General features: G+C 64.3%; 16 protein-coding genes. 3 read left to right on the forward strand and 13 right to left on the reverse strand.

The window, feature by feature from the left end; all coding sequences use genetic code 11:
• Positions 1-36: 36 nt before the first annotated feature.
• Positions 37-981, reverse strand: a complete 945-nt coding sequence (locus tag F3J24_RS12710) for a LysR family transcriptional regulator (protein ID WP_167006632.1) — start codon at positions 979-981, stop codon at positions 37-39.
• Between the two features lie 269 nt (positions 982-1,250).
• Between F3J24_RS12710 and F3J24_RS12715 the strand changes: the two genes are divergently transcribed.
• From F3J24_RS12715 to F3J24_RS12725, 3 genes are all read left to right on the forward strand, one after another.
• Positions 1,251-2,339 carry a YeiH family protein gene (locus F3J24_RS12715; RefSeq protein ID WP_167006634.1) on the forward strand — a complete coding sequence of 363 codons (1,089 nt, stop codon included), beginning with the start codon at positions 1,251-1,253 and terminating at the stop codon, positions 2,337-2,339.
• A gap of 180 nt (positions 2,340-2,519) precedes the next feature.
• On the forward strand, positions 2,520-3,011 hold the full coding sequence (locus F3J24_RS12720) for a MarR family winged helix-turn-helix transcriptional regulator (RefSeq protein ID WP_167006636.1): 492 nt from the start codon (positions 2,520-2,522) through the stop codon (positions 3,009-3,011).
• The gene (locus F3J24_RS12725) at positions 3,008-5,002 is read left to right on the forward strand and encodes an FUSC family protein (RefSeq protein ID WP_167006638.1); all 1,995 of its coding nucleotides are present in this window, start codon (positions 3,008-3,010) and stop codon (positions 5,000-5,002) included. Before F3J24_RS12720 ends, F3J24_RS12725 begins: the two co-directional genes overlap by 4 nt.
• A 187-nt stretch (positions 5,003-5,189) precedes the next feature.
• Here F3J24_RS12725 and F3J24_RS12730 read toward each other — a convergent pair whose 3' ends face one another.
• The 12 genes from F3J24_RS12730 to F3J24_RS12785 all read right to left on the reverse strand — a co-directional run bounded on the left by F3J24_RS12730 (position 5,190) and on the right by F3J24_RS12785 (position 20,170).
• Positions 5,190-6,632, reverse strand: coding sequence for an NAD-dependent succinate-semialdehyde dehydrogenase (locus F3J24_RS12730; RefSeq protein WP_167006640.1), 1,443 nt, complete (start codon positions 6,630-6,632; stop codon positions 5,190-5,192).
• A gap of 146 nt (positions 6,633-6,778) precedes the next feature.
• A complete protein-coding gene (gene cobA, locus F3J24_RS12735) occupies positions 6,779-7,603 on the reverse strand; it encodes a uroporphyrinogen-III C-methyltransferase (protein ID WP_167006642.1) in 825 nt (274 codons plus the stop codon).
• A 36-nt stretch (positions 7,604-7,639) separates the two neighbouring features.
• Positions 7,640-10,501 (reverse strand): nitrate reductase, encoded by a 2,862-nt coding sequence (locus tag F3J24_RS12740; protein WP_167006644.1) that lies wholly within the window; start codon positions 10,499-10,501, stop codon positions 7,640-7,642.
• Positions 10,498-10,626 (reverse strand): hypothetical protein, encoded by a 129-nt coding sequence (locus tag F3J24_RS25160; RefSeq protein WP_167006646.1) that lies wholly within the window; start codon positions 10,624-10,626, stop codon positions 10,498-10,500. The genes F3J24_RS12740 and F3J24_RS25160 overlap by 4 nt, the downstream gene beginning before the upstream one ends.
• A gap of 79 nt (positions 10,627-10,705) precedes the next feature.
• Positions 10,706-11,104, reverse strand: a complete 399-nt coding sequence (nirD, locus tag F3J24_RS12750) for a nitrite reductase small subunit NirD (RefSeq protein ID WP_167006648.1) — start codon at positions 11,102-11,104, stop codon at positions 10,706-10,708.
• Positions 11,105-11,127: 23 nt separating this feature from the next.
• A complete protein-coding gene (nirB, locus tag F3J24_RS12755) occupies positions 11,128-13,608 on the reverse strand; it encodes a nitrite reductase large subunit NirB (RefSeq protein WP_167006650.1) in 2,481 nt (826 codons plus the stop codon).
• Between the two features lie 290 nt (positions 13,609-13,898).
• Positions 13,899-14,711 (reverse strand): ABC transporter ATP-binding protein, encoded by an 813-nt coding sequence (locus F3J24_RS12760; RefSeq protein ID WP_167006652.1) that lies wholly within the window; start codon positions 14,709-14,711, stop codon positions 13,899-13,901.
• 109 nt (positions 14,712-14,820) lie between these two features.
• Entirely contained in the window at positions 14,821-15,813 is a 993-nt protein-coding gene (gene ntrB / locus F3J24_RS12765; RefSeq protein WP_167006654.1) for a nitrate ABC transporter permease, read from the reverse strand.
• Between the two features lie 27 nt (positions 15,814-15,840).
• Positions 15,841-17,112 (reverse strand): CmpA/NrtA family ABC transporter substrate-binding protein, encoded by a 1,272-nt coding sequence (locus tag F3J24_RS12770; RefSeq protein ID WP_167006657.1) that lies wholly within the window; start codon positions 17,110-17,112, stop codon positions 15,841-15,843.
• 253 nt (positions 17,113-17,365) lie between these two features.
• Positions 17,366-18,646: a nitrate regulatory protein gene (locus tag F3J24_RS12775; RefSeq protein WP_167006659.1), complete on the reverse strand. Its 1,281-nt coding sequence runs from the start codon at positions 18,644-18,646 to the stop codon at positions 17,366-17,368.
• A 57-nt stretch (positions 18,647-18,703) separates the two neighbouring features.
• Positions 18,704-19,129 (reverse strand): DUF2809 domain-containing protein, encoded by a 426-nt coding sequence (locus tag F3J24_RS12780; protein ID WP_167006661.1) that lies wholly within the window; start codon positions 19,127-19,129, stop codon positions 18,704-18,706.
• A gap of 12 nt (positions 19,130-19,141) precedes the next feature.
• The gene (locus F3J24_RS12785) at positions 19,142-20,170 is read right to left on the reverse strand and encodes a tripartite tricarboxylate transporter substrate binding protein (protein ID WP_167006663.1); all 1,029 of its coding nucleotides are present in this window, start codon (positions 20,168-20,170) and stop codon (positions 19,142-19,144) included.
• Positions 20,171-20,327 lie beyond the last annotated feature (157 nt).

Raw genomic sequence — 20,327 nt, forward strand, 5'->3', positions numbered from 1 at the left:
AGAAAACCATAGCTGTCGACGTCTGTCATTCAGGCGCTACAGCGTGTTTGACATTGGAGGCACCGAGGGCTCGCTCAGCGCCGGTTCGCTGGCCTTGCAGGCATCGACAAAGGCCTGCAGCGCAGGCGAGCGGCGCTTTCCGGCGCGCTGCACCAGAGAGAAGTTGCGCCACATGCGCGGCAAGGTGGTGGGCAGAATCTCCAGCGCCCGCGCCTGCAACTGTGACTGCACCAGCACGCGCGACAGACAGCTGATGCCCAGCCCCTGCTCGACACAGCGCGCAATCGCCTCGGAGCTGCCCAGCGTGGCGCTCGCAGGCAGCTGGTGCAGATGCGGCAGCAGCGCATGCTCGACCATCTCGCGCGTGCCCGAGCCCGCCTCGCGCAGCAGCCATGCCGCCTTGCGCAGTGCTGCCACGCCCAGCGGCTTGCTGCGCGCCTGATCGGCCAGCGGGTCCTGCGGCGATGCCACGATGACCAGTTCGTCGCGCAGCCAGGGCTCGACCTCCAGCCCCTGCCAGTGGCTGCTGCCCTCGATCAGGCCCATGTCCACCTCCATGGCCAGCACGGCTTCGCCCACTTCCTGGGTGTTGGCTATCTGCAGATCCACGCGCACCAACGGATGCGAGCGCGCCAGTCGCGCCAGCACTTCAGGCAGCGCATAGGTGCCGATGGTGGTGCTGGCCGCCACGCGCAGGCGCACCGGCATATTGGCTGCACGCGCGGAAAACGTCTGCTCTATGCCTCTGGCCTGCTCCAGCACGCCCAGGGCCTGGGGCAGCAGCGCGCGCCCCGCATCGTTGAGCACCAGGCGCTTGCCCACGCGCTCGAACAGCTGCACACCCAGGCCTTGCTCCAGCTGCTGCAGCGCGGCACTGGTGGCCGACTGGGAAAGCGCTACGGCCTCTGCAGCCGCCACCGTGGTCCCGCTTTGGGCCACGGCGCAGAAGATCTCGAACTGACGCAAGGTGAGGTGCAGCATGACGATGATTCGTATATTCGTATCGATGACAACAGGCTCGCTCGCCAGCAGCGCCTGCCTGCCCGCAGAAAACCGGCCATCCGGCCATTCCACCGCTGGCTCATCCAGCCAATGATTGAGTCGAATTGCAGGCGCCAGAAAGCTCAATCTACCTGTTTTATAGGTTGATCTTACAAAAACTATTAGTTATACAAATATAACCAAGAAATCTAAAGTGACCTCCATGCCGGCAATCAGACCTGTTGTCTTGCCTGCTGCGAAAGGTCACGATGAACACTACAACACTGAAAAACTCCGCACCCTCGCAAGGCTGGATGCACAAGACCGGCGGGATGATTCCCGGCCTGCTGCTAGCAGGTGCCATCGCTGCCGTGGCCACCTGGGCCGCACAGTTTCCGGCCATCAAGAACAACGGCCTGAGCGCGCTGACGCTGGCCATCATCATCGGTCTGCTGATCGGCAACACCATCTATCCGGCCATCGCCAGCCAGTGTGCCAGCGGCATCGCTTTCACCAAGGCCCGCCTGCTGCGCACCGGCATCGTGCTCTATGGTCTGCGCCTGACCTTCCAGGACATCGGTCAGGTCGGCATGGCCGGCGTGGTAATCGATGCGCTGGTGCTGTCCAGCACCTTTTTGCTGGCGCAGTGGATAGGCCAGAAGCTGCTGGGCATGGACAAGCGCACCACCATGCTGGTGGGGGCCGGCGCCTCCATCTGCGGCGCTGCCGCCGTGCTGGCCACCGAACCCGTGGTCAAGGGCCGCGCGGAGGACGTGGCAGTGGCCGTGGCCACCGTGGTGGTGTTCGGCACCATCGGCACCTTTCTCTACCCGGCGCTGTTCCACTGGAATGCCGAGTACGGCTGGATAGACACCAGCATGCAGCAATACGGCGTTTTCGTCGGCTCCACCGTACATGAGGTGGCCCAGGTCGTGGCCGCCGGCGAAGCCATCGGCAGCCAGGCCGCCGATACGGCCGTGATCGCCAAGATGGTGCGCGTGATGATGCTGGCGCCCTTCCTGCTGGTGCTGTCCATGTGGCTGACACGCAGCGAACGAGCCCTGGGCATGAACGACGGCCAGCCCGGCAACCGGATCACCATTCCCTGGTTTGCCGTGGGCTTCGTGGCCATGGCCGGCGTCAACTCCCTGGGCGTACTGCCCAAGGAAGCGGTCAGCGTCGGCATTCAGCTTGACAACGCACTGCTGGCCCTGGCCATGGCCGCCCTGGGACTGACCACTCATATCCGCGCCGTGCGTGCTGCCGGCACCAAGCCGCTGATTCTGGCCCTGGCGCTGTTCGTCTGGCTGCTGGTCGCCGGTCTGGTATTGAACCTCTGGATTCCTACACTTTTTTGATAGCTGCTATCGCCTGACTGGATTAGAACTAAAACATTTACAGGTCTGAAACCCTTTGAAAGAGAGCGCTTGTCGCTCTCTTTTTTTATGCCGCACAACATCAAGGGAATACCCTATATATCAATGCAGACTCAATTAGTTTGAATTGCAAATTAATTGAACAAGCATCAAAATTCGGCCATGTCTTTTGCCGATGCTCCCTCCCGCGACCGCCTGGGCTTTCTCATGGTCACCCTGACCCGCCAATGGCGGCGTTTTGTCGAAGAACAGCTGGCCGCCAGCGGCCTGACCGATGCCACCTGGACGCCGCTGCTGCATCTGCGCGCCTGGGGTGACGGCGTGACGCAAAAGGAGCTGGCCGAGCGCGTGGGCCTGGACGGCTCCAGCCTGGTGCGCCTGCTGGACATTCTCGAAGGCAAGGGCTGGGTGGAGCGCCGCGCCGATGCGGCCGACCGCCGCAGCAAGCGCATCTTCCTCACTGCCGAAGGCCATGGCGCCGTGGACCATGTCCGCGCCACCATGCTCGAGGCAGAACTCAGTCTGCTGCAGGACCTTGAGGACTCCGAAGTCGAGGCCATGCTGGACGGCGTCAACAAGATTCGCGCCCGTATCGAGCAGATGCACGAGCAGCGCTCAGCCCAGGCCCACCCCGACACAGAGGAGCGCGCATGAGCGTGGCTGCCTACGACCGCCTGCTGGAGAGCGCCACGCGATGGGGCTTTGACAGCGCTCGCCTGCGCCAGCATCTGCGCACGGCCTTTGCAGCCTGTATTGCCGTGTTCGCGGCCTGGGCCCTGGGGCTGGAACATCCGCAATGGGCGGGCATGACAGTCTGGGCCGCCTCCCAGCCGCTGCGCGGCCAGCTGCTGGAGAAAAGCTTTTTCCGTACCACGGGCACGCTGGTCGGCACGGCCGCCGGCGTGGTGCTGGTACTGGTGGCCAATGGCGATCTGCTGTGGCTGGTCACGGGGCTGGCGGTGTGGATTGGTATCTGCGCGGGCCTGGGCAATCTGCAGCGCAGCTTTGCCTCCTACGGCACTATGCTGGCCGGCTATTCGGCCTCCATGGTGGCCCTGCTGGACAACGGCAACCCCGCCCATGTCTACGCGCTGGGCTGGGATCGCCTGTTCACCGCGTTGACCGGCGTGGCCGCCGCCCTCGTCGTGGGCTGGCTGTTCACGCCCGTGGGCGCCGAAATCCCCGGTGACGGCAGGGTACGACGACTCTGCGCCCGCCTGCTGCGCGACATCGCCGATGCGGCACAGGCCACGGCCAGCGGCCATAGCGCCCTCAGCCCCAGGGACCTGGCCGAGCGGCTGGCCGTGATGGCCGCCATCGAGGAAGGGCTGGATCCGCATGCCGCCGGCTCGCAGCGCTCGCGCCGCGCCGTGCGGGCGCTGCGCCGCCTCATCAACACCCAGATCTCGGCCCTGCTCTGGCTACGCGACAGCACGGGCAAGACCCTGACCCCCGCCTTCACGGCCGAGCAGGCCCGGATCATGACGACCGCGCTGGAGCAGGCCGCCAAGCTGCTGGAAACCCAGCCTGCACCGCTGGCCGCCATCGACGCCATCGCCACGGCCCGCAGTGCCGCTTCTGGCTGGGGCCATGCAGAGGAAATCCTGGGCAATATCGGCCTGGCCCTGCAGGCCCATTTTGTGGCCGCCAGCGACCTGAGACTGCCGGCCCACCATCGCGCACGCCAGTTGCCCGTGGTCCTGCACAGCGACTGGGTGGGCGCGCGCCGGGCCATGCTGCGGGCCTTCAGCGCCATCTTTCTGGTCGGCCTGGTCTGGGTGATCACAGGCTGGCATGGCGGCGCCTACATGCTGCTGGGCCTGTCGGTGATGATCACCGTGTTCTCCTCGTTCGAGAACCCGGTCTTCACCATGCGCTTTGTGATTCTGGGCCAGGCCATGGGTGCCGGCGTGGCGCTGGCCTGCCAGTGGTTTGCCTGGCCATTTGCCAACAGCCAGCTGCAGATGGTGCTGATGATGCTGCCCTTCATCTTTATTGGCGCCCTGCTGCTCAGCCACCGCCGCACCACGCTGTACGGGTTCGACTGCAATATGGTGATCCTGCTGGCGCTGTCGCCGCACTTCCCCTACCAGCTCGATGTGGGCCACTCGCTGTCCATGGCGTTTGCCATCGTCACCGGCCCGCTGGCCGGCTGGGCGGCCTATCGCTTCATCCTGCCCGTCACCGCGCAAGGCAGGCTCAACGGCCTGCGTGCCATGATGGTTCACGAGCTGCAGGACATGGCTTCCGCCCCGGTGCACGCCCGCGACGTGCGCGTGTGGCGCGCCCGCCTCTACCACCGCCTGCTGCGCCTGGTGCGCGCCTGCGAAAAAGTCAGCGCACCCGCCGTGCAGGACGCAGCCGACTGCGGTCTGGCCGCGCTGCGGGTGGGCAAGGCCGTGCTGATCCTGCACCAGTTGCAGGCGGATTTACTCCTGTCCGAAAGCACCTTGCGCGGTGTGCGCAGCGCGCTGCAGAGACTGCAGCAATTGCCCAGCGCTCCCGCCGGGGCCGTGCCACTGCTGCAAGGCCTGGCCCGGCGCATACAGCAACGCCAGCCCGAGCAGGCGCTGCAGCTGCGACTGGCCGCCCAGGACATTGAAGCGCATCAGCAGTTTTTTGCCAGTACCGCCAAGATCGCCTGAGCACCATCGCCCATGAAAAAAGCCGCTGCAAACACAGCGGCTTTTTGCTTCTCAGAGCGAAACCTCAAAGCAAGCATGTCCCATCTCGGAAACGCCAAGCAAGAGCCCGGCCTGCCGCGCCGCCTCGCGGCGATGGCGTCGCGCGCAGCGCATAGAGAAAGGGAGAAGGCGCAAAGCGCCTCAGGGGTTACACACAGCTGATCGCCACGGCCTTGGCCACCAGATAGGCTTCCAGCGCCTCCGGGCCGCCCTCGGAGCCGTATCCCGAATCCTTGATGCCGCCAAAGGGCAGCTCGGCCGATGGCAGAGCAGGCTGGTTGATCCACAGCATGCCGGCTTCCACATCCTGCGACAGCAGGTGCGTCGTCTTCAGCGAACGCGTAAAGGCATAGGCGGCCAGGCCATAGGACAAGCGATTGGCCTCCTGAATGGCATCCTCGATCTTGTCGAAGCCGCGAATCGCCGCCACAGGGCCGAAAGGCTCCTGGTTGAAGATATCGGCCGTCAGAGGCACGTCGGCCAGCACCGTGGGCGCAAAGAAGTTGCCGGCAGAGCCAAAGGATGCGCCGCCCGTCATCAGCTTGGCGCCACTTTGCTCGGCGTTCTGGATCAGCTGGGTCAGCGCGGTCACGCGACGCGGATTGGCCAGCGGGCCCATCTGCGTGCCCTGCTCCAGGCCGTTGCCGACCTTCAATGCCTCGGCATGGGCCACCATGGCGCGTGTGAACTCCTCGCGCACGCTGTTGTGCACCAGAAAGCGCGTGGGCGAGATGCAGACCTGGCCCGCGTTGCGGAACTTGGCTGCGCCGGCGGCCTTGACGGCCAGTTGCACGTCGGCATCCTCGGCCACGATCACGGGGGCATGACCGCCGAGTTCCATGGTGGAACGCTTCATGTGCTGGCCGGCCAGAGCTGCCAGCTGCTTGCCCACGGCCGTGGAGCCCGTGAAGGTCACCTTGCGGATCACGGGGTGGGCAATCAGATATTCGGAAATCTGTGCGGGGTTGCCATAGACCAGGCCCACTACACCGGCAGGAATGCCGGCATCGACAAAGCACTTGAGCAGGGCGGCAGGGGAGGCCGGAGTCTCCTCGGGTGCCTTGACCAGGAAGGAGCAGCCCGAAGCCAGGGCCGCGCCGATCTTGCGCACGATCTGGTTGACGGGGAAGTTCCAGGGCGTGAAGGCGGCGACCGGGCCAACGGGGTCCTTGATCACCAGCTGCTGCTGCTCGGGGCGACGCGAAGGCACGATGCGGCCATAGACACGTAGAGCTTCGTCGGCAAACCATTCGATGATGCCGGCGCCGGCAATGATTTCCACCTTGGCTTCGGCCAGCGGCTTACCTTGCTCCTGCGTCAGCAGCGCGGCGATCTCGTCGGCACGCTCCTTGAGCAGGGCTGCGGCACGGCGCATGATGGCGCCGCGCTCATGGGCAGACACCTTGCGCCAGACCTGAAAGCCCTTGTCGGCCGCCGCCAGTGCGCGGTCCAGGTCGGCGATATCGGCATGGGCCACACGGCCAATCACCTCGCCGCTTGCCGGGTTGCGCACATCAATTTTCTTGCCGCTGGCAGCGTCCTGCCACTGACCGTCGATCAAAAGCTGGGTATCGGGATATGCAGTGCTCATCGCATGACTCATAGGTGTCGGCCGCCGCTATCCCCCCTGCAGACTGACGAGGCCGGGTGTGACAAATGTTCAGGGGTTACCGGACAAATTCTAGTCATGCGGGCTCGGCACTCAGACAAAAGGGAGACAGCTGTCAGCAATCGGCCTTAAGCACCCACGGCACGGCGAAGCTGCACCTGCTCCAGCAGGCCGTCAAGGCCGGCTTCCGACGATGCGGCAAGACCGACGACGTTGCCCACCACGAACACGCAGGGACTACCCAGTCCGCTGCATGCCAGCGCCTGCGTCATCTGCCCCAGATCGGTCAGTATCTGCTGCTGTGCGGGCAGGCTGGCGTTCTGGACCATGGCCACGGGAGTCGTGGCCGGCAGTCCGCCAGCCAGCAGCTGCTGCTGGATGATGCCGGCGGTGGCAACGCCCATGTAGATCACCAGCGTCAGCCCCAGCATGCGGGCCGTGCCGGCCAGCAGCTGCCAGTCATGGCCGGCGCTGCCCGGCTTGGCATGGCCGGTGATGAACACCACACCATGGGCATGGTCTCGATGCGTCAGCGGTACGCCCAGACTGGTGGCGGCCGCCAGCCCGGCGGTGATGCCGTTGACCACTTCCACGGCGATTCCGGCTGCACGCAGATGCTCGACCTCCTCGCCACCCCGGCCGAAGATAAAAGGGTCGCCGCCCTTGAGGCGCACCACCAGCTCACCCTGGCGGGCCGCCATGATCATGAGCTTTTCGATGAATTCCTGCGAGGTGCTTTCGCGCCCGCCGCGCTTGCCCACATGAACGATGCGGGCGTTTGCGCTGGCAAGCTTGACGATGTCGGCAGACACCAGGTCGTCGGCCAGCAGCAGCGTGGCGGACTGGATCAGCCTCAGCGCCTTGAGCGTGAGCAGCTCCGGATCGCCGGGACCGGCACCGACCAGATAGCAGCGGCCCGCGGGCGGCAGGGAAGTGGCATGGCTGTTTGTCATGGCTGGCCTTTCATATGCATTGCCGGACATCGACATCTAGGCGGCAACCGGCAGGCTTGCCGACTGCGGCGCAGGCGTCGCCTGTACCAGTTGTTTGATTCTGGGAATACAGGAGCCGCAGCGCGTGCCGCACCCCAGGGAAGACTTGAGCTGCGCGAGCCGCTCGTCGGCGGAGCCCTGGCACACGGCCAGTGCCGAGCTGATGCCGGCCTCATCCACATTCATGCAGGCACAGATCTGTGGCGACCGGGCCGGCATGGCGGCGGGCGGCCTGGCCCCCGAGGACAGCAGCAGGCGCCCATAGCTTTGCACCGATTGCTCGTCGCGCAGTACCGGCCCCAGCCAGCGACCGGCGCTGGCGTCGCCGCAGAGCAAAAAAGCATCAAGCCTGGGCTCCTCGGTCTGCCGGCCAATCGCCATGGCCCGGCTGCATTGGCGACGTGCGTCGGCATAGCGCATGGCCTGCGGGCCATTGAGCTGCAGCAGGCTGTGCAGCCGCGCCAACACCTCGGCACCGGGCTGCGCATAGGCTGCCGCGCGAAACTGCACGCCGGTGCGGCCCTGATCCGCTTGCTCCAGCGGCACGGCGCGCCCGAACAGCACACAGCTGGCAAAGTCGAACTCGGCCATCAACTCGGTCAAAGCCTGGCGAACCGACTGCACCTGCTGCTCATCAAGCCAGGCCATGCCCAGACAGGTCCAGGGCAGCTCGGCCTTGAGCAGCTTCACGGCCACATGCTTGAGCTCGGGCTGCTTGGAGCGCGGGCAGCGCTCGGGCGTGGTCAGGGCGTTGACGCCCGCAAGCCGCTGCCCCTTGGAGCCCATGCCGCTCAGGTACATGCTGCCCCAGTGCATGGGCAGATAGAGCTGTGCGGGCTGCAAGCCCGGGTCAGCCTGAACGGGCAACACGATGGCGCCATAGCGGTTGGAGACATGGACCAGATCGCCGTCCTGCAGTTGCATGCGCTGCATGTCCTGGGGACTGACTTGCAGCTGCGGTTCGCTGACATGGGCAAACAGGCGCCCCAGCTGGCCGGTGCGCGTCATGCCATGCCATTGATCGCGCAGGCGACCGGTGTTGAGACTGAACGGGTGCCGCGCATCGCGCGGCACGGCCGGCTCCTGCCAGGCCTGGACATCAAAGCGTGCGCGCCCGTCCGTCGTCGCAAACACCGCATCGCCATACAGACGCTGCCGGCCCTGGCTGGCTCCTTGAGGCATGGGCCATTGCTGGGGTCCCTTGACCTCCAGCACCGCCCAGCTCAGACCCGTGATATCCAGATCGCGCCCGCGTGTGGATTCGCGATGCTCGTTCCAGACAGCTTCGGCACCCGCGTCGGCATTCGCGGTGTCATAGGGAAACAAGCTTGGCAGCGAGGGCCGCAGATGCCCCTCCAGGCGCCGCGCCAGCTGCACACCTATCTGCCAGTCATGGCGTGCAGCCCCCGGCGCGACCATGGCAGCGCGCACCCGAGAGATGCGCCGCTCGCTGTTCGTGACGGTGCCCAGCTTCTCGCCCCAGGTGGAGGCTGGCAGCAACCAGTCGGCATAGGCCGTGGTCTCGGTCGTGGCAAAAGCCTCCTGCACCACCACCAGTTCGGCACGCTCCAGCGCCCTGCGCACCATGGCTTGTTCGGGCATGCTCTGCGCGGGATTGGTACAGGCAATCCACAGGGCCTTGATCTGGCCGTCGGCAGCTGCCTCGAACATCTCCAGCGCGGACTTTCCGGGCTGCTGCGGAATCGACTCCACGCCCCATAGCTGCGCCACTTCGGCCCTGTGCTCTGCGTTGGAAAGATCACGATGCGCGCTCAGCAGATTGGAGAGTCCGCCCACCTCGCGCCCGCCCATGGCATTGGGCTGGCCCGTCAGCGACAGCGGGCCTGCGCCTGGCTTGCCGATCTGGCCGGTGGCCAGATGCAGATTGATCAACGCCGCATTGTTGGCCGTGCCACTGCGGCTCTGGTTCAGGCCCTGGCAGTACAGGCTGAGCGTGGGACGACGCGCTTCCGCCGGCTCCTCGGCACCGCCCAGCGCCATCCAGCGCGCCGCCCGGTACAGGTCCGCCACGGGCAGGCCGCAGATGGCAGCGACCTTCTCGGGCGTGGCTTCGCGCACCAGTTCCTTGAGCGCTGCAAAGCCGCTGGTGTGCTGCGCGATGAAGGCGCTGTCCGTCCACCCCTCCCACAGCATGATGTGCAGCAGACCGTGAAACAGCATCACATCGCTGCCCGGCTGAAGCGGCAGATAAAGATCGGCCAGCTCTGCGGTCTCGGTACGGCGCGGATCGGCAACGATGATCCTGAGTTGCGGATTGCGTGCCCTGGCCTCTTCCACACGCCTGAACAGAATGGGATGCGCCCAGGCCATATTGCTGCCCGTGATGAACATGCAGCCGGCCAGATCTATGTCCTCATAGCAGGCCGGCGGCGCATCGGCGCCCAGCGTGGCCTTGTAGCCGGCCACGGCGCTGCTCATGCACAGGCGCGAATTGGTGTCGAGATTGTTGGTGCCCAGCAGACCTTTGACCAGCTTGTTGAAGACGTAGTAGTCCTCGGTCAGCAACTGGCCACTGAGATAGAAGCCCAGTGCGTCGGGACCATGGGCTGCATGAATCTGGGCGATGCGCCCGGCCAGTTCGCCCAGTGCCAGATCCCAGTTGACCGCCTGCGTTACGGCTGTACGCTCCAGCCTGCGCATGGGCTGCAGCAAACGGGCCTGCTGGGCATAGGCGGGCGCGGCCGTCAAATGCAGGGTGCTGCCCTTGGTGCACAGACGACCCAAGTTGGCAGGATGCTCTGGATCGCCACGCACACCGGTAATCTGCAGACCATCGGACTCGATGACCACGCCGCAGCCGACACCGCAATAGGGACAGGTGGACTTGGTTACTTTCATGGTGTCACCAGAGAAAGGCAGCGGCGTTCATGTTCACCGCTACGCGGGCCGCCGCAACGCGGACCGCCGAAGGCGAGTCCGCAGCCGACACCGCAATAGGGACACGTGGATCGGATCTCATGCATGGCAGACTTTCAGTGAAATCACGCTGTAGCGCTTTCTGAATAAGCGCATGCAGCTATTCATTTCATATCAACAGAGACACTAGGCCGTGGCGCAGCCGGATTTGCCCGCGCAATGCGCAGGCCCGGCATGCGGGCGGGTCTGCTCCAGTGCGCGGCTGGCCAGCTCGTCGGCGCGCAGCTGCACCTCGCCGTCCTGTACACGCACGCTGAAGTAAGGCGTGCAGCCCTCGTCGGGCGCCGCCGCCTCGCCGCTGCTCAGTGCAATCGTCCAGTTATGCAGCGGGCAGGCCACGCTGCGTCCGAACACAATGCCCTGCGACAGCGGGCCGCCTTTGTGCGGGCAGCGGTCCAGCAGCGCAAACACCTCGTCGTCGGCATTGCGGAACACGGCCACATCCAGGCCTTGTGCACGCGCTACGCGGCGTGCTCCCAGCACGGGGATGTCATCGATCGTGCAGATAGAAATCCATTCGCTCATTTCTGGCTCCTCGGTGCTTGTGATCAGACGCTGGCGCTTTCGGTTTGCGCAGCCATCAATGGCTGGAACTGCCGCGTATCCACGGATGCCTTGTCGGCTTCGAACCAGGGGTCGGGCTCGCCGTCCAGTGCAAACTGCAGCTGCTCCCACAGCGCCTTGCGGCCCTCGGCATCGTCGAGAATGCGTCGCTTGACATAGTCCAGACCCACGCGATTGATGTAGTGCACCGTGCGCTCCAGATACCAGCCTTCCAGGCGGTACAGCTGCATGAAGGCGCCCGTGTACTCCATCACCTCTTCGGCGGTCTTGAGCTTGGTGAAGAAATGCGCGACCTCGGTCTTGATGCCGCCGTTGCCGCCCACATACATCTCCCAGCCCGAGTCCACACCGATGATTCCCACATCCTTGATGCCGGACTCCGCGCAGTTGCGCGGGCAGCCACTGACCGCGAACTTCACCTTGTGCGGTGCGTACATGCGCCACATGGCGCGCTCCAGGTCCTTGCCCATCTGGGTGCTGTCCTGCGTGCCCATGCGGCACCATTCGCTGCCCACACAGGTCTTGACCGTGCGCAGGGCCTTGGCATAGGCATGACCGCAGGGCATGCCTATATCGTTCCAGACGGCCTGCAGATCCTCCTTTTTCACGCCCAGCAGATCGATGCGCTGACCGCCCGTGACCTTCACGGTGGGGATCTGGTACTTGTCCACCACATCGGCAATGCGGCGCAGCTCGGAGGCCGTGGTCTCGCCGCCCCACATCCGCGGAATCACGCTGTAGGTTCCGTCCTTCTGGATATTGGCGTGGCTGCGTTCGTTGATGAAGCGGCTTTGCGGGTCGTCCCTGGCTTCCTTGGGCCAGGTGCTGATCAGGTAGTAATTGACGGCCGGGCGGCAGGAGGCACAGCCATTGGGCGTGCGCCACTCCATGAAGCGGAACACCGCATCGGTACTCAGCAGCTTGTGCTCGCGGATCGCATCGCGCACGGCCTGGTGCCCGTGGTCGGTGCAGCCGCACATGGCCTTGGTCTTGGGGGCGGCCGAGTAGTCACCGCCGGCCGTGAACATGATGATCTGCTCCACCAGCCCGGTGCAGGAGCCGCAGCTGGCACTGGCCTTGGTGTGCTTGCGCACATCGTCGAGTGTGAACAGGCCCTTGTCCTTGATGACCTTGCAGATCGCACCCTTGGTCACGCCGTTGCAGCCGCAGACCTCGTCGCCGTCGGCCATGGCCGCGGCCTTGCTCTGCCCCTGGTGGCCGGTATCGCCGAGATTGGATTCGCCGAACATCAGCTTGTCCCGGATATCGGCCACGCTGCGGCCCTCGCGCAGCAGCTTGAAGTACCAGCTGCCGTCCACCGTGTCGCCATACAGGCAGGCACCGACCAGTTTGTCGTCCTTGATGACCAGCTTTTTGTAGACCCCCGCGTAGGGGTCGCTCATGAGAATGTCCTCGGTATCGCCGCCGCCCTGGAAATCGCCTGCAGAGAACAGATCGATGCCCGTGACCTTGAGCTTGGTCGAGGTCAGCGAACCCAGATAGCGGCCGATACCGAACTCCGCAAGATGGTTGGCCAGCACCTTGCCCTGCTCGAACAGGGGCGCCACCAGTCCGTAGGCAATGCCACGGTGCGCCGCACATTCGCCCACGGCATAGATGCGCGGGTCGGTCACGGTCTGCAGCGTGTCGCTGACCACGATGCCGCGGTTCACATGCAGATGCATGGACTCGGCCAGTTCGGTGCTGGGGCGAATGCCCACGGCCATCACCACCAGTTCGGCCGGGATCTCGCTGCCATCCTTGAAACGCACGGCGCGCACGCGGCCACTGCGCCCGGCGTCTTCGTCGCCGAGCAGCTCCTGCGTCTGCGCCTGCATGCAGAACTGCATGCCGCGCTCGGCCAGCGATTTCTGCAGCATGCGGCCCGCCTGGTCGTCGAGCTGGCGCTCCATCAGCCAGTCGCCGACATGCACCACGGTGACCTGCATGCCGCGCTTCATGAGGCCGTTGGCCGCTTCCAGTCCCAGCAGGCCACCGCCGATCACCACTGCATGCTTGAGTGTCTTGGCCGCTTCGATCATGGCCTCGGTGTCGGCAATGTCGCGGTAGGCCAGCACGCCCTCCAGGTCCTTGCCGGGGATGGGCAGGATGAAGGGCTTGGAGCCCGTCGCCATGATCAGTCGGTCGTACTCGGCGCTGGCGGTCTCACCCTGGGCATTGACCGCATGCACGGTGCGCCGGGCCCGGTCAACGGCCGTCACGGTATAGCCGGCGTGCAACAGGATATGGTGGTCCTGGTACCAGGACCAGTCGTTGAGCACGATATCGCCGAGCGTCTGCTCGCCGGCCAGCACGGGCGAGAGCAGGATGCGGTTGTAGTTGGGATGCGGCTCGGCGCCGAAGACCGTGATGTCGTACAGATCGGGGGCGATGGCCAGCAGCTCTTCCAGCGCGCGCACGCCTGCCATTCCGTTACCAATCATGACCAGTTTGGATTTTTTCATCTGAGTCCCCGTGGGCATCTGCAAAGCCAAAAAAAAGACGTCTGCGCGCTTCATGACTTGCATGAACGCGTAGACGTCTTTGTCTGTGGGTTCTGGTCCAGCCTTGCACCATCCCCCGGTGACCCACCTTGGCCACGCTGAACAACATGCAATTGCTGTGCCAGCTTTTCTCAGCCTGAAGAGGCTATTCCATCCCGCGGCATGCACTGCTTTTGTGCATGGCCGCTTTATTGCTGTGCAAAACAAACATGGCGCACCAAGGCGCCATGCAGCTTGAAATCAAAAAAGGCTCAGGCCGCCTTCTCCACATGGCCCTGGCGCGTGTAGAGAAAGTCGATCACCGCCTTGCGGTAGCTTTGGTACTGCGCATCCTCGGCCAGTTCCACCCGGCTGCGCGGGCGTGGCAGCGCCACATGCAGCACCTCGCCAATCGTGGCCGCAGGCCCGTTGGTCATCATCACGATCTTGTCGGACAGCAGCACGGCCTCGTCCACATCGTGCGTGACCATGACCACAGTGCTCTGGGTGCGTGCCACGATCTCCAGCAACTCGTCCTGCAGCTTGGCACGCGTCAGGGCGTCGAGAGCGCCGAAGGGCTCGTCCATGAGCAGCACCTGGGGCTCCATGGACAGGGCGCGGGCAATGCCCACGCGCTGCTTCATGCCGCCCGAGATCTCTCCGGGGCGCTTTTGCGCCGCATGGCTGAGCCCAACCATGGCCAGCGCCGCATCGGTGCGCTGCGCCAGCTGTGCCTTGCTTTCGCGCTTGCCGAAGACGCGCTCCACGGCCAGATGCACATTGCCCCAGCAGGTCAGCCATGGCAGCAGCGAATGATTCTGGAAGACCACCGCACGCTCGGGGCCGGGGCCCTTGATTTCCTTGTTGGCGCACAGCAATGCACCGCCCGTGGGAATGGTCAGGCCCGCAATCAGATTGAGCAGTGTCGACTTGCCGCAGCCCGAGTGCCCGATGAGGCTGACGAACTCGCCTTTGGCAATGTTCAGATTGATGTCGCGCAGTGCGGGAAACAGTCCCTTGGCAGTCTTGAAGGTCTGCTCCACCCCGTGGATCTCGATGTACTTGGTGCTGAGAGAGGTATGCATGAGGTACTCCTTGCTTTTTTCCGAGGCCACCGTAACGCCGGCTTTGCCGGGCCACCGGTGGTGCCCCCTTGAGGGGGTGACGAGCCCGAGGGCGCGGCTCAGGGGTGGGTTAAGTCTTGACCTCTTCAAACGTAAAGGCCGAGGCCAGCTTGACCAGGGCCCACTCCAGCACCAGGCCCACGATGCCGATCACGAAGATGGCGATGATGATGTTCTTGACATTGAGGTTGTTCCACTCGTCCCAGACCCAGAAACCTATGCCCACGCCGCCCGTCAGCATCTCGGCGGCCACGATCACCAACCAGGCAGTGCCCACGGCCAGGCGCACGCCGGTCAGCATATAGGGCAGCACCGCAGGAAACAGAATGGTGGTGGCGATCTTCCACTCCGACAGATTCAGGACGCGCGCCACATTCATATAGTCCTGGGGCACACGCTGCACGCCCACTGCGGTGTTGATGACCATGGGCCAGATCGAGCAGATGAAGATGGTCCAGATGGCTGCCGGATTGGCGCCCTTGAACACCAGCAGGCCTATCGGCAGCCAGGCCAGCGGCGACACCGGACGCAGCAGACTGATCAAGGGGTTGAACATGAGCGACAGAAAGCTGAAGCGCCCGATCACGAAACCCAAGGGGATGCCGACCAGCGCCGCCAGACCGAAACCCAGGGCCACGCGCTGCAGCGAGGACAGCACGTTCCAGCCCACGCCCTGGTCATTGGGTCCGTTGCGGTAGAAGGGATCGCTGAACACCTGCAGAGCCTGTTCCCAGGTCTCGGCCGGGGTAGGAATGCTCTTGCCGGTGGTGCTGGAGACCAGCGACCACAGGCCGACCAGCAGCGCCAGCCCCAGCAGCGGCGGCAATACCTGGCCAGCAAACGCTTCCGCGTGCCGGCGCCAGCGGCTGGGCGGTGCCGAGATCACCGCCGGGGATGCCTTGACGACAGCAGTATCTTTTTTCACTTCAGCCCTTGAAATATCTGCGTTACCAACTGCCTTTTCTGCAGTTTCCAGCTGTGCATCGTTGGCGGCCAGAGCGGCCAGTTTGGGGTCATGCGGGGGATCGAGTTCCAGCGGCGAATGAAGTGCGGCACTGACCATGATGTCTCTCCGTTAGGTGGGGCGGCCTCAGGCCTTGATCTTGAAACCGTCAGCGTATTGGGCCGGGTTCTTGCCATCCCAGACCACGCCGTCGATCAGCTTGCTGCTGCGCAGCACATCCTTGGGCACACTGACCTTGAGCTGGCTGGCCGCCTGCTGGTAAAGGTCGATGCGGTTGATCTGCTTGGCCACGGCCAGATAGTCGGGATGGGCCTTGAGCAGGCCCCAGCGCTTGTGCTGGGTGAGGAACCACATGCCGTCCGACAGATAGGGGAAGTTCACGGCCCCGTCGTTGAAGAACTTCATGTGGTTGGGGTCGTCCCAGGTCTTGCCCAGGCCATTCTGGTAGCGCCCCAGAATGCGCTGGTTAATGGCGTCCACGCTGGTATTGATATAGGACTTCTGGGCCACGGTCTCGGCCATCTTCGTCTTGTTCTGCAGGCTGGAGTCGATCCAGCGGCCGGCTTCGAGAATCGCCATCATCACGGCGCGGCAGGTGTTGGGATTCTTCTGTGCGAACTCACCCGTGGTTCCCAGCACCTTCTCGGGATGGTCCTTCCAGATGTCCTGTGTGGTGTTTGCCGTAATGCCTATGCCGTCCATGATGGCGCGATGGTTCCAGGGTTCGCCCACACAGAAGCCATCCATATTGCCCACACGCATATTGGCCACCATCTGGGGCGGCGGCACGGTGATCAGCTTGGCCTCGGACAAGGGGTTGATGCCTGCAGCCGCCAGCCAGTAATGCATCCACATGGCGTGGGTGCCGGTGGGGAAGGTGCCGGCGAAGGTGTATTCGCGCTTTTCCTTGGCCATGACCTTGGCCAGACTGGCTCCGTCGACCGCCCCCTTGTCGGCCAGGGCCTTGGACAGCGTGATCGCCTGGCCGTTGTTGTTCAGCCCCATGAGCACGGCCATGTCCTTCTTGGGGCCGCCCACGCCCAGGTGCAGGCCGTAGACCAAGCCGTAGAGCACGTGGGCGAAGTCCAGCTCGCCATTGACCAGCTTGTCGCGCACACCGGCCCAGCTCGCCTCCTTGCTGAGAACAATCTTCACGCCGTATTTCTGGTCCAGACCCAGCACCGAGGCCATGACCACGCTGGCGCAATCGGTCAGCGGAATGAAGCCGATCTTGACCTCTTTCTTCTCCGGCGCGTCGGAGCCTGCGGCCCAGGCGCCGTGGTGGCCCAAAGTGCCATAGAGGGCGGCGGCGCCGGCCACACGCAGAAACTCACGCCGGCCGCCGGCAGATACGGGCTCCGGCACGGGAGCAGTAGTCGAAGAAAGGCGCTGGCTCATGAGAAAACTCCATCAAGAATCGTGGTGAAGGCGATCCGGAAAACAAAAAGGCGCCCTTCCCTCCTCGGGTGTGAGGAGAAAAGGACGCCGTTGTCCCAGGTCACTCGTAATAACGCTTTAAGCGCGACCGCCTTTGGTCTGCTTGACATCAACAGTCATGCACAAACCATGCCAGACCTTGATCAGAGGTGGAGCAGGCTTTGCTACCCCGGTTTTGGCCCATATTTGGTGCAGCGCAACAAGCACAGCGCTGTCATAGCGATGAATTGGTGCTGCCAGGCAGCAGGTCCACCGTGGCCAGAATCGCCTCGGCCACATCCAGCATGCGCCGGTTCTGGTTCATGGCCGTCTGGCGGATCAGCTTGTAGGCCTCGCCCTCGCTGAGCTGGCGGTAGTTCATCAGCACGCCCTTGGCCCGTTCTATGGTCTTGCGCTCCTTGAGCGTGGCGCGCGCCTTGTCGATCTCGGTCTGCATGTCCTGCAGGCGCATGGACTGCTCCTGCACCAGCAAGACAATGCTCTTCTCGAGCTGCAGCCCGTATGCGCCCTCCGCAGGCAAGGAGGCTGCTGGCTGCGTGGCCCCCAGAAAGGCCGCAGCCGCTTCGGCGCGAGTCCCAGGCTGCGGCTGCATCTCCAGCAGCGCCTTTTGCTGACTCAGCGCCGCGCCCGCCTGCTCCAGCTTGCGCAGACATTGGGCCTGCAGCTCCTCGGCCAGGAATGCCTCAATCTGGTGCATGGCATCGAGCCGGCTGGAGCAGGCTTCAAACCAAGGCGAGCTCAGGCTGCGGTCCAGCGCCAGGCCGTCACCGGCCGTACAGCCCAGGCGGCGCAGCCGCTCGATCACCGTCATATCGGGACAGGCCCCGCATTGCTGCTGCCAGCGCTCCATTCCCGAGGGGCTGGCGAAGTCTGCAAACACCTGAAAGCAGCGCTCCTGCGATTCAATCAGATGCAGCCAATGGCGCTGACGCTCTGTCCTGCCGGCCCCTGCGGTAAACGCCGCGACCCCTGTGGCGCGCTCCTGGCCCGCCAGCTCCTTGCCCTGCATGAAATGAAACAGCGCCACCAGCAATTTCGCGATATCGGGATCGCAGGCGCTGTCCGCCGCCTCGAACACCACGGTCAGGCAGGCCGCAATCATGCGGATCAGCGCCTGCGTGCAGTCTTCGGCACTCAGCTGCAGCGCATCGCGCCTGCGGCGCAGCAGCGGCAGGGCTTCAAAGCCTTGCAGCGCATTGGCGATCGCATTGAACAAGCGAGCGCCATGCGCACCTGGCGCCCGCGCGCCCAGCTCTTCAAGTGCGAGGCAGACCCGCTCCATGACCTGGTCCACATGAAGGCCGTGGTCGAGCAGGCTCTGCTGCGCCTGTGCACCGCCGCTGACCAGAAAGATATTCGAGAGACCGCGCTCTTTTTGCAGCGCATGGACGAGCTCGGACATGCTCGCCACCAGGCTGCTGGCGCGGCTGATCTGTTCCAGCTCGGCAATCTCGCTTTGCCTTGCAGCCACCAGATAGTGCAGAGGCGTTTTCATGGGGTAGTGCTTGTCGTCATGTTGATGCCGTGGACGATCAGCACATTTCATGCCATCTCAGGCAGGGCGACGCTGCCGCCTCTCCCAGAGCTGGTCCACCATGGCACCCACACCGATTCCCACGACATAGGCCAGCAGATCCAGAGGATCGAAGCCATTGCCCAGCACCAGATAGGCCAGCTTGTTGGCGCGCACAGCCTGCATCCAGGGGGCCTGATAGAGCTGCAGGAACTCGATGGCAAAGGCGATGACCAGGGACCATGTCATGAGCTTGCCACGCGTGATGGCCGGCCGCAGCCAGGCCACGCACAGCAGCACCACCCAGGCCCAGAGCGCATCGCCCGGATAGTTGCCCAGCACGGCGGGAAAGGGCACGTAGCCCCGGCGCGAGGCCAGCCCGATGGCGATGACCGCCCCAATGAGCAGGGTCAACCCCGCCCGTGAGCGACGAAAGGATCCGCCAGCGGCCAGATGTATCAACAAGCTGTCGTCTCCTCAGTCGATATGCGCGCCGGAGTCCTTGACCACCTGCTTCCAGTACGCCAGCTCGGCCGGCAGCATGGCCTTGAAGCTTTGCGGCGTGGACTCTACGCGCTCGGCGCCCAGGGTCTTGAGACGCTCTGCCATCTCGGGCCTGGCCAGCACGGTCTTCACTGCCTGATGGAGCTTGTCCACCACCGGCTGCGGCGTACCGGCTGGTGCAAACAAGCCATACCAGCTGGTCACGGCCAGGCCCTTGCCCAGCACGGGGATCTCGGGCGCCAGCGATGTCGGCCTATCGGACGCCACGCCCAACACGCGCAGCTTGCCGCTGCTGACAAAAGGCATCACGCCGGGAAAGCTGCCAAAGGTCACCGGCAACTGGCCGGCCACCACATCGGTGGCGGCAGCCGACGCCCCCTTGTAAGGCACATGCAGCAGGCTCACGTTCTTCTGCTTCTTCAGCATCTCGCCCAACAGATGGTTGAGCGTGCCATTGCCGGCAGAAGCGTATTCCACCTTGCCCGGATGCGCCTTGGCATAGGCCACCAGTTCGTCCAGATTCTTGGCCGGAAAGTTCGGATTTACCACCAGCAGATAAGGCGCGACGGCCAGCTGCATCACGGGAGTGAAATCCTTGATGGGATCGAACGGCACCCTGGAATAAAGCGCCGGATTGATGGTGTAGGCGCTTTGCGCCGTCACCAGAAAGGTGTAGCCGTCGGCCGCGCTGCGCGCCACCTGGCCCGTGCCCAGATTGCCGTTGGCACCGGCACGGTTTTCCACGATGACGGGCTGGCCCAGCGAATTCTCCAGCCCCTGCGCCACGGCACGCGCAATCACATCGTTGGCACCGCCCGGTGCCTGGGGCACGACAAAGGTTATCGGCTTGGTGGGCCAGCTGCCGCCCTGCGCCAATGCTTGCGTCAGAGGAGCGGCCACCACGGTAGCCAGTGCCGCCAGCAGTAGCGAGCGACGTCGGGTTCCGGAGATAAAAACAGCGTTTCGCGCAGTCTCGGTGCGCGCAGTTTCTTCATACTTCATGGCAATCATTTCCTGTGGTGGTGGACATGGATGCTGCCAGCCCTCCATGCCGGCCTATCGTCCCATGCAACGAGCCATTCTTGCATCGCTCGCCGGGCGGCCTGAACGGCACTCACTGTTCGGCCATCGTCTTTGGCAGGGGCGGCCTCCTGCAAAT

The organism is Comamonas sp. Tr-654, assembly GCF_011752915.1.
Classification (GTDB): Bacteria; Pseudomonadota; Gammaproteobacteria; order Burkholderiales; family Burkholderiaceae_C; genus Comamonas.

Bases quoted from the DNA above. Each gene is read 5' to 3' on its own strand.
- F3J24_RS12710 (WP_167006632.1), bottom strand. From the start codon at position 981: ATGCTGCACCTCACCTTGCGTCAGTTCGAGATCTTCTGCGCCGTGGCC.
- F3J24_RS12715 (WP_167006634.1), top strand. From the start codon at position 1,251: ATGAACACTACAACACTGAAAAACTCCGCACCCTCGCAAGGCTGGATG.
- F3J24_RS12720 (WP_167006636.1), top strand. From the start codon at position 2,520: ATGTCTTTTGCCGATGCTCCCTCCCGCGACCGCCTGGGCTTTCTCATG.
- F3J24_RS12725 (WP_167006638.1), top strand. From the start codon at position 3,008: ATGAGCGTGGCTGCCTACGACCGCCTGCTGGAGAGCGCCACGCGATGG.
- F3J24_RS12730 (WP_167006640.1), bottom strand. From the start codon at position 6,632: ATGAGCACTGCATATCCCGATACCCAGCTTTTGATCGACGGTCAGTGG.
- cobA (WP_167006642.1), bottom strand. From the start codon at position 7,603: ATGACAAACAGCCATGCCACTTCCCTGCCGCCCGCGGGCCGCTGCTAT.
- F3J24_RS12740 (WP_167006644.1), bottom strand. From the start codon at position 10,501: ATGAAAGTAACCAAGTCCACCTGTCCCTATTGCGGTGTCGGCTGCGGC.
- F3J24_RS25160 (WP_167006646.1), bottom strand. From the start codon at position 10,626: ATGCATGAGATCCGATCCACGTGTCCCTATTGCGGTGTCGGCTGCGGA.
- nirD (WP_167006648.1), bottom strand. From the start codon at position 11,104: ATGAGCGAATGGATTTCTATCTGCACGATCGATGACATCCCCGTGCTG.
- nirB (WP_167006650.1), bottom strand. From the start codon at position 13,608: ATGAAAAAATCCAAACTGGTCATGATTGGTAACGGAATGGCAGGCGTG.
- F3J24_RS12760 (WP_167006652.1), bottom strand. From the start codon at position 14,711: ATGCATACCTCTCTCAGCACCAAGTACATCGAGATCCACGGGGTGGAG.
- ntrB (WP_167006654.1), bottom strand. From the start codon at position 15,813: ATGGTCAGTGCCGCACTTCATTCGCCGCTGGAACTCGATCCCCCGCAT.
- F3J24_RS12770 (WP_167006657.1), bottom strand. From the start codon at position 17,112: ATGAGCCAGCGCCTTTCTTCGACTACTGCTCCCGTGCCGGAGCCCGTA.
- F3J24_RS12775 (WP_167006659.1), bottom strand. From the start codon at position 18,646: ATGAAAACGCCTCTGCACTATCTGGTGGCTGCAAGGCAAAGCGAGATT.
- F3J24_RS12785 (WP_167006663.1), bottom strand. From the start codon at position 20,170: ATGAAGTATGAAGAAACTGCGCGCACCGAGACTGCGCGAAACGCTGTT.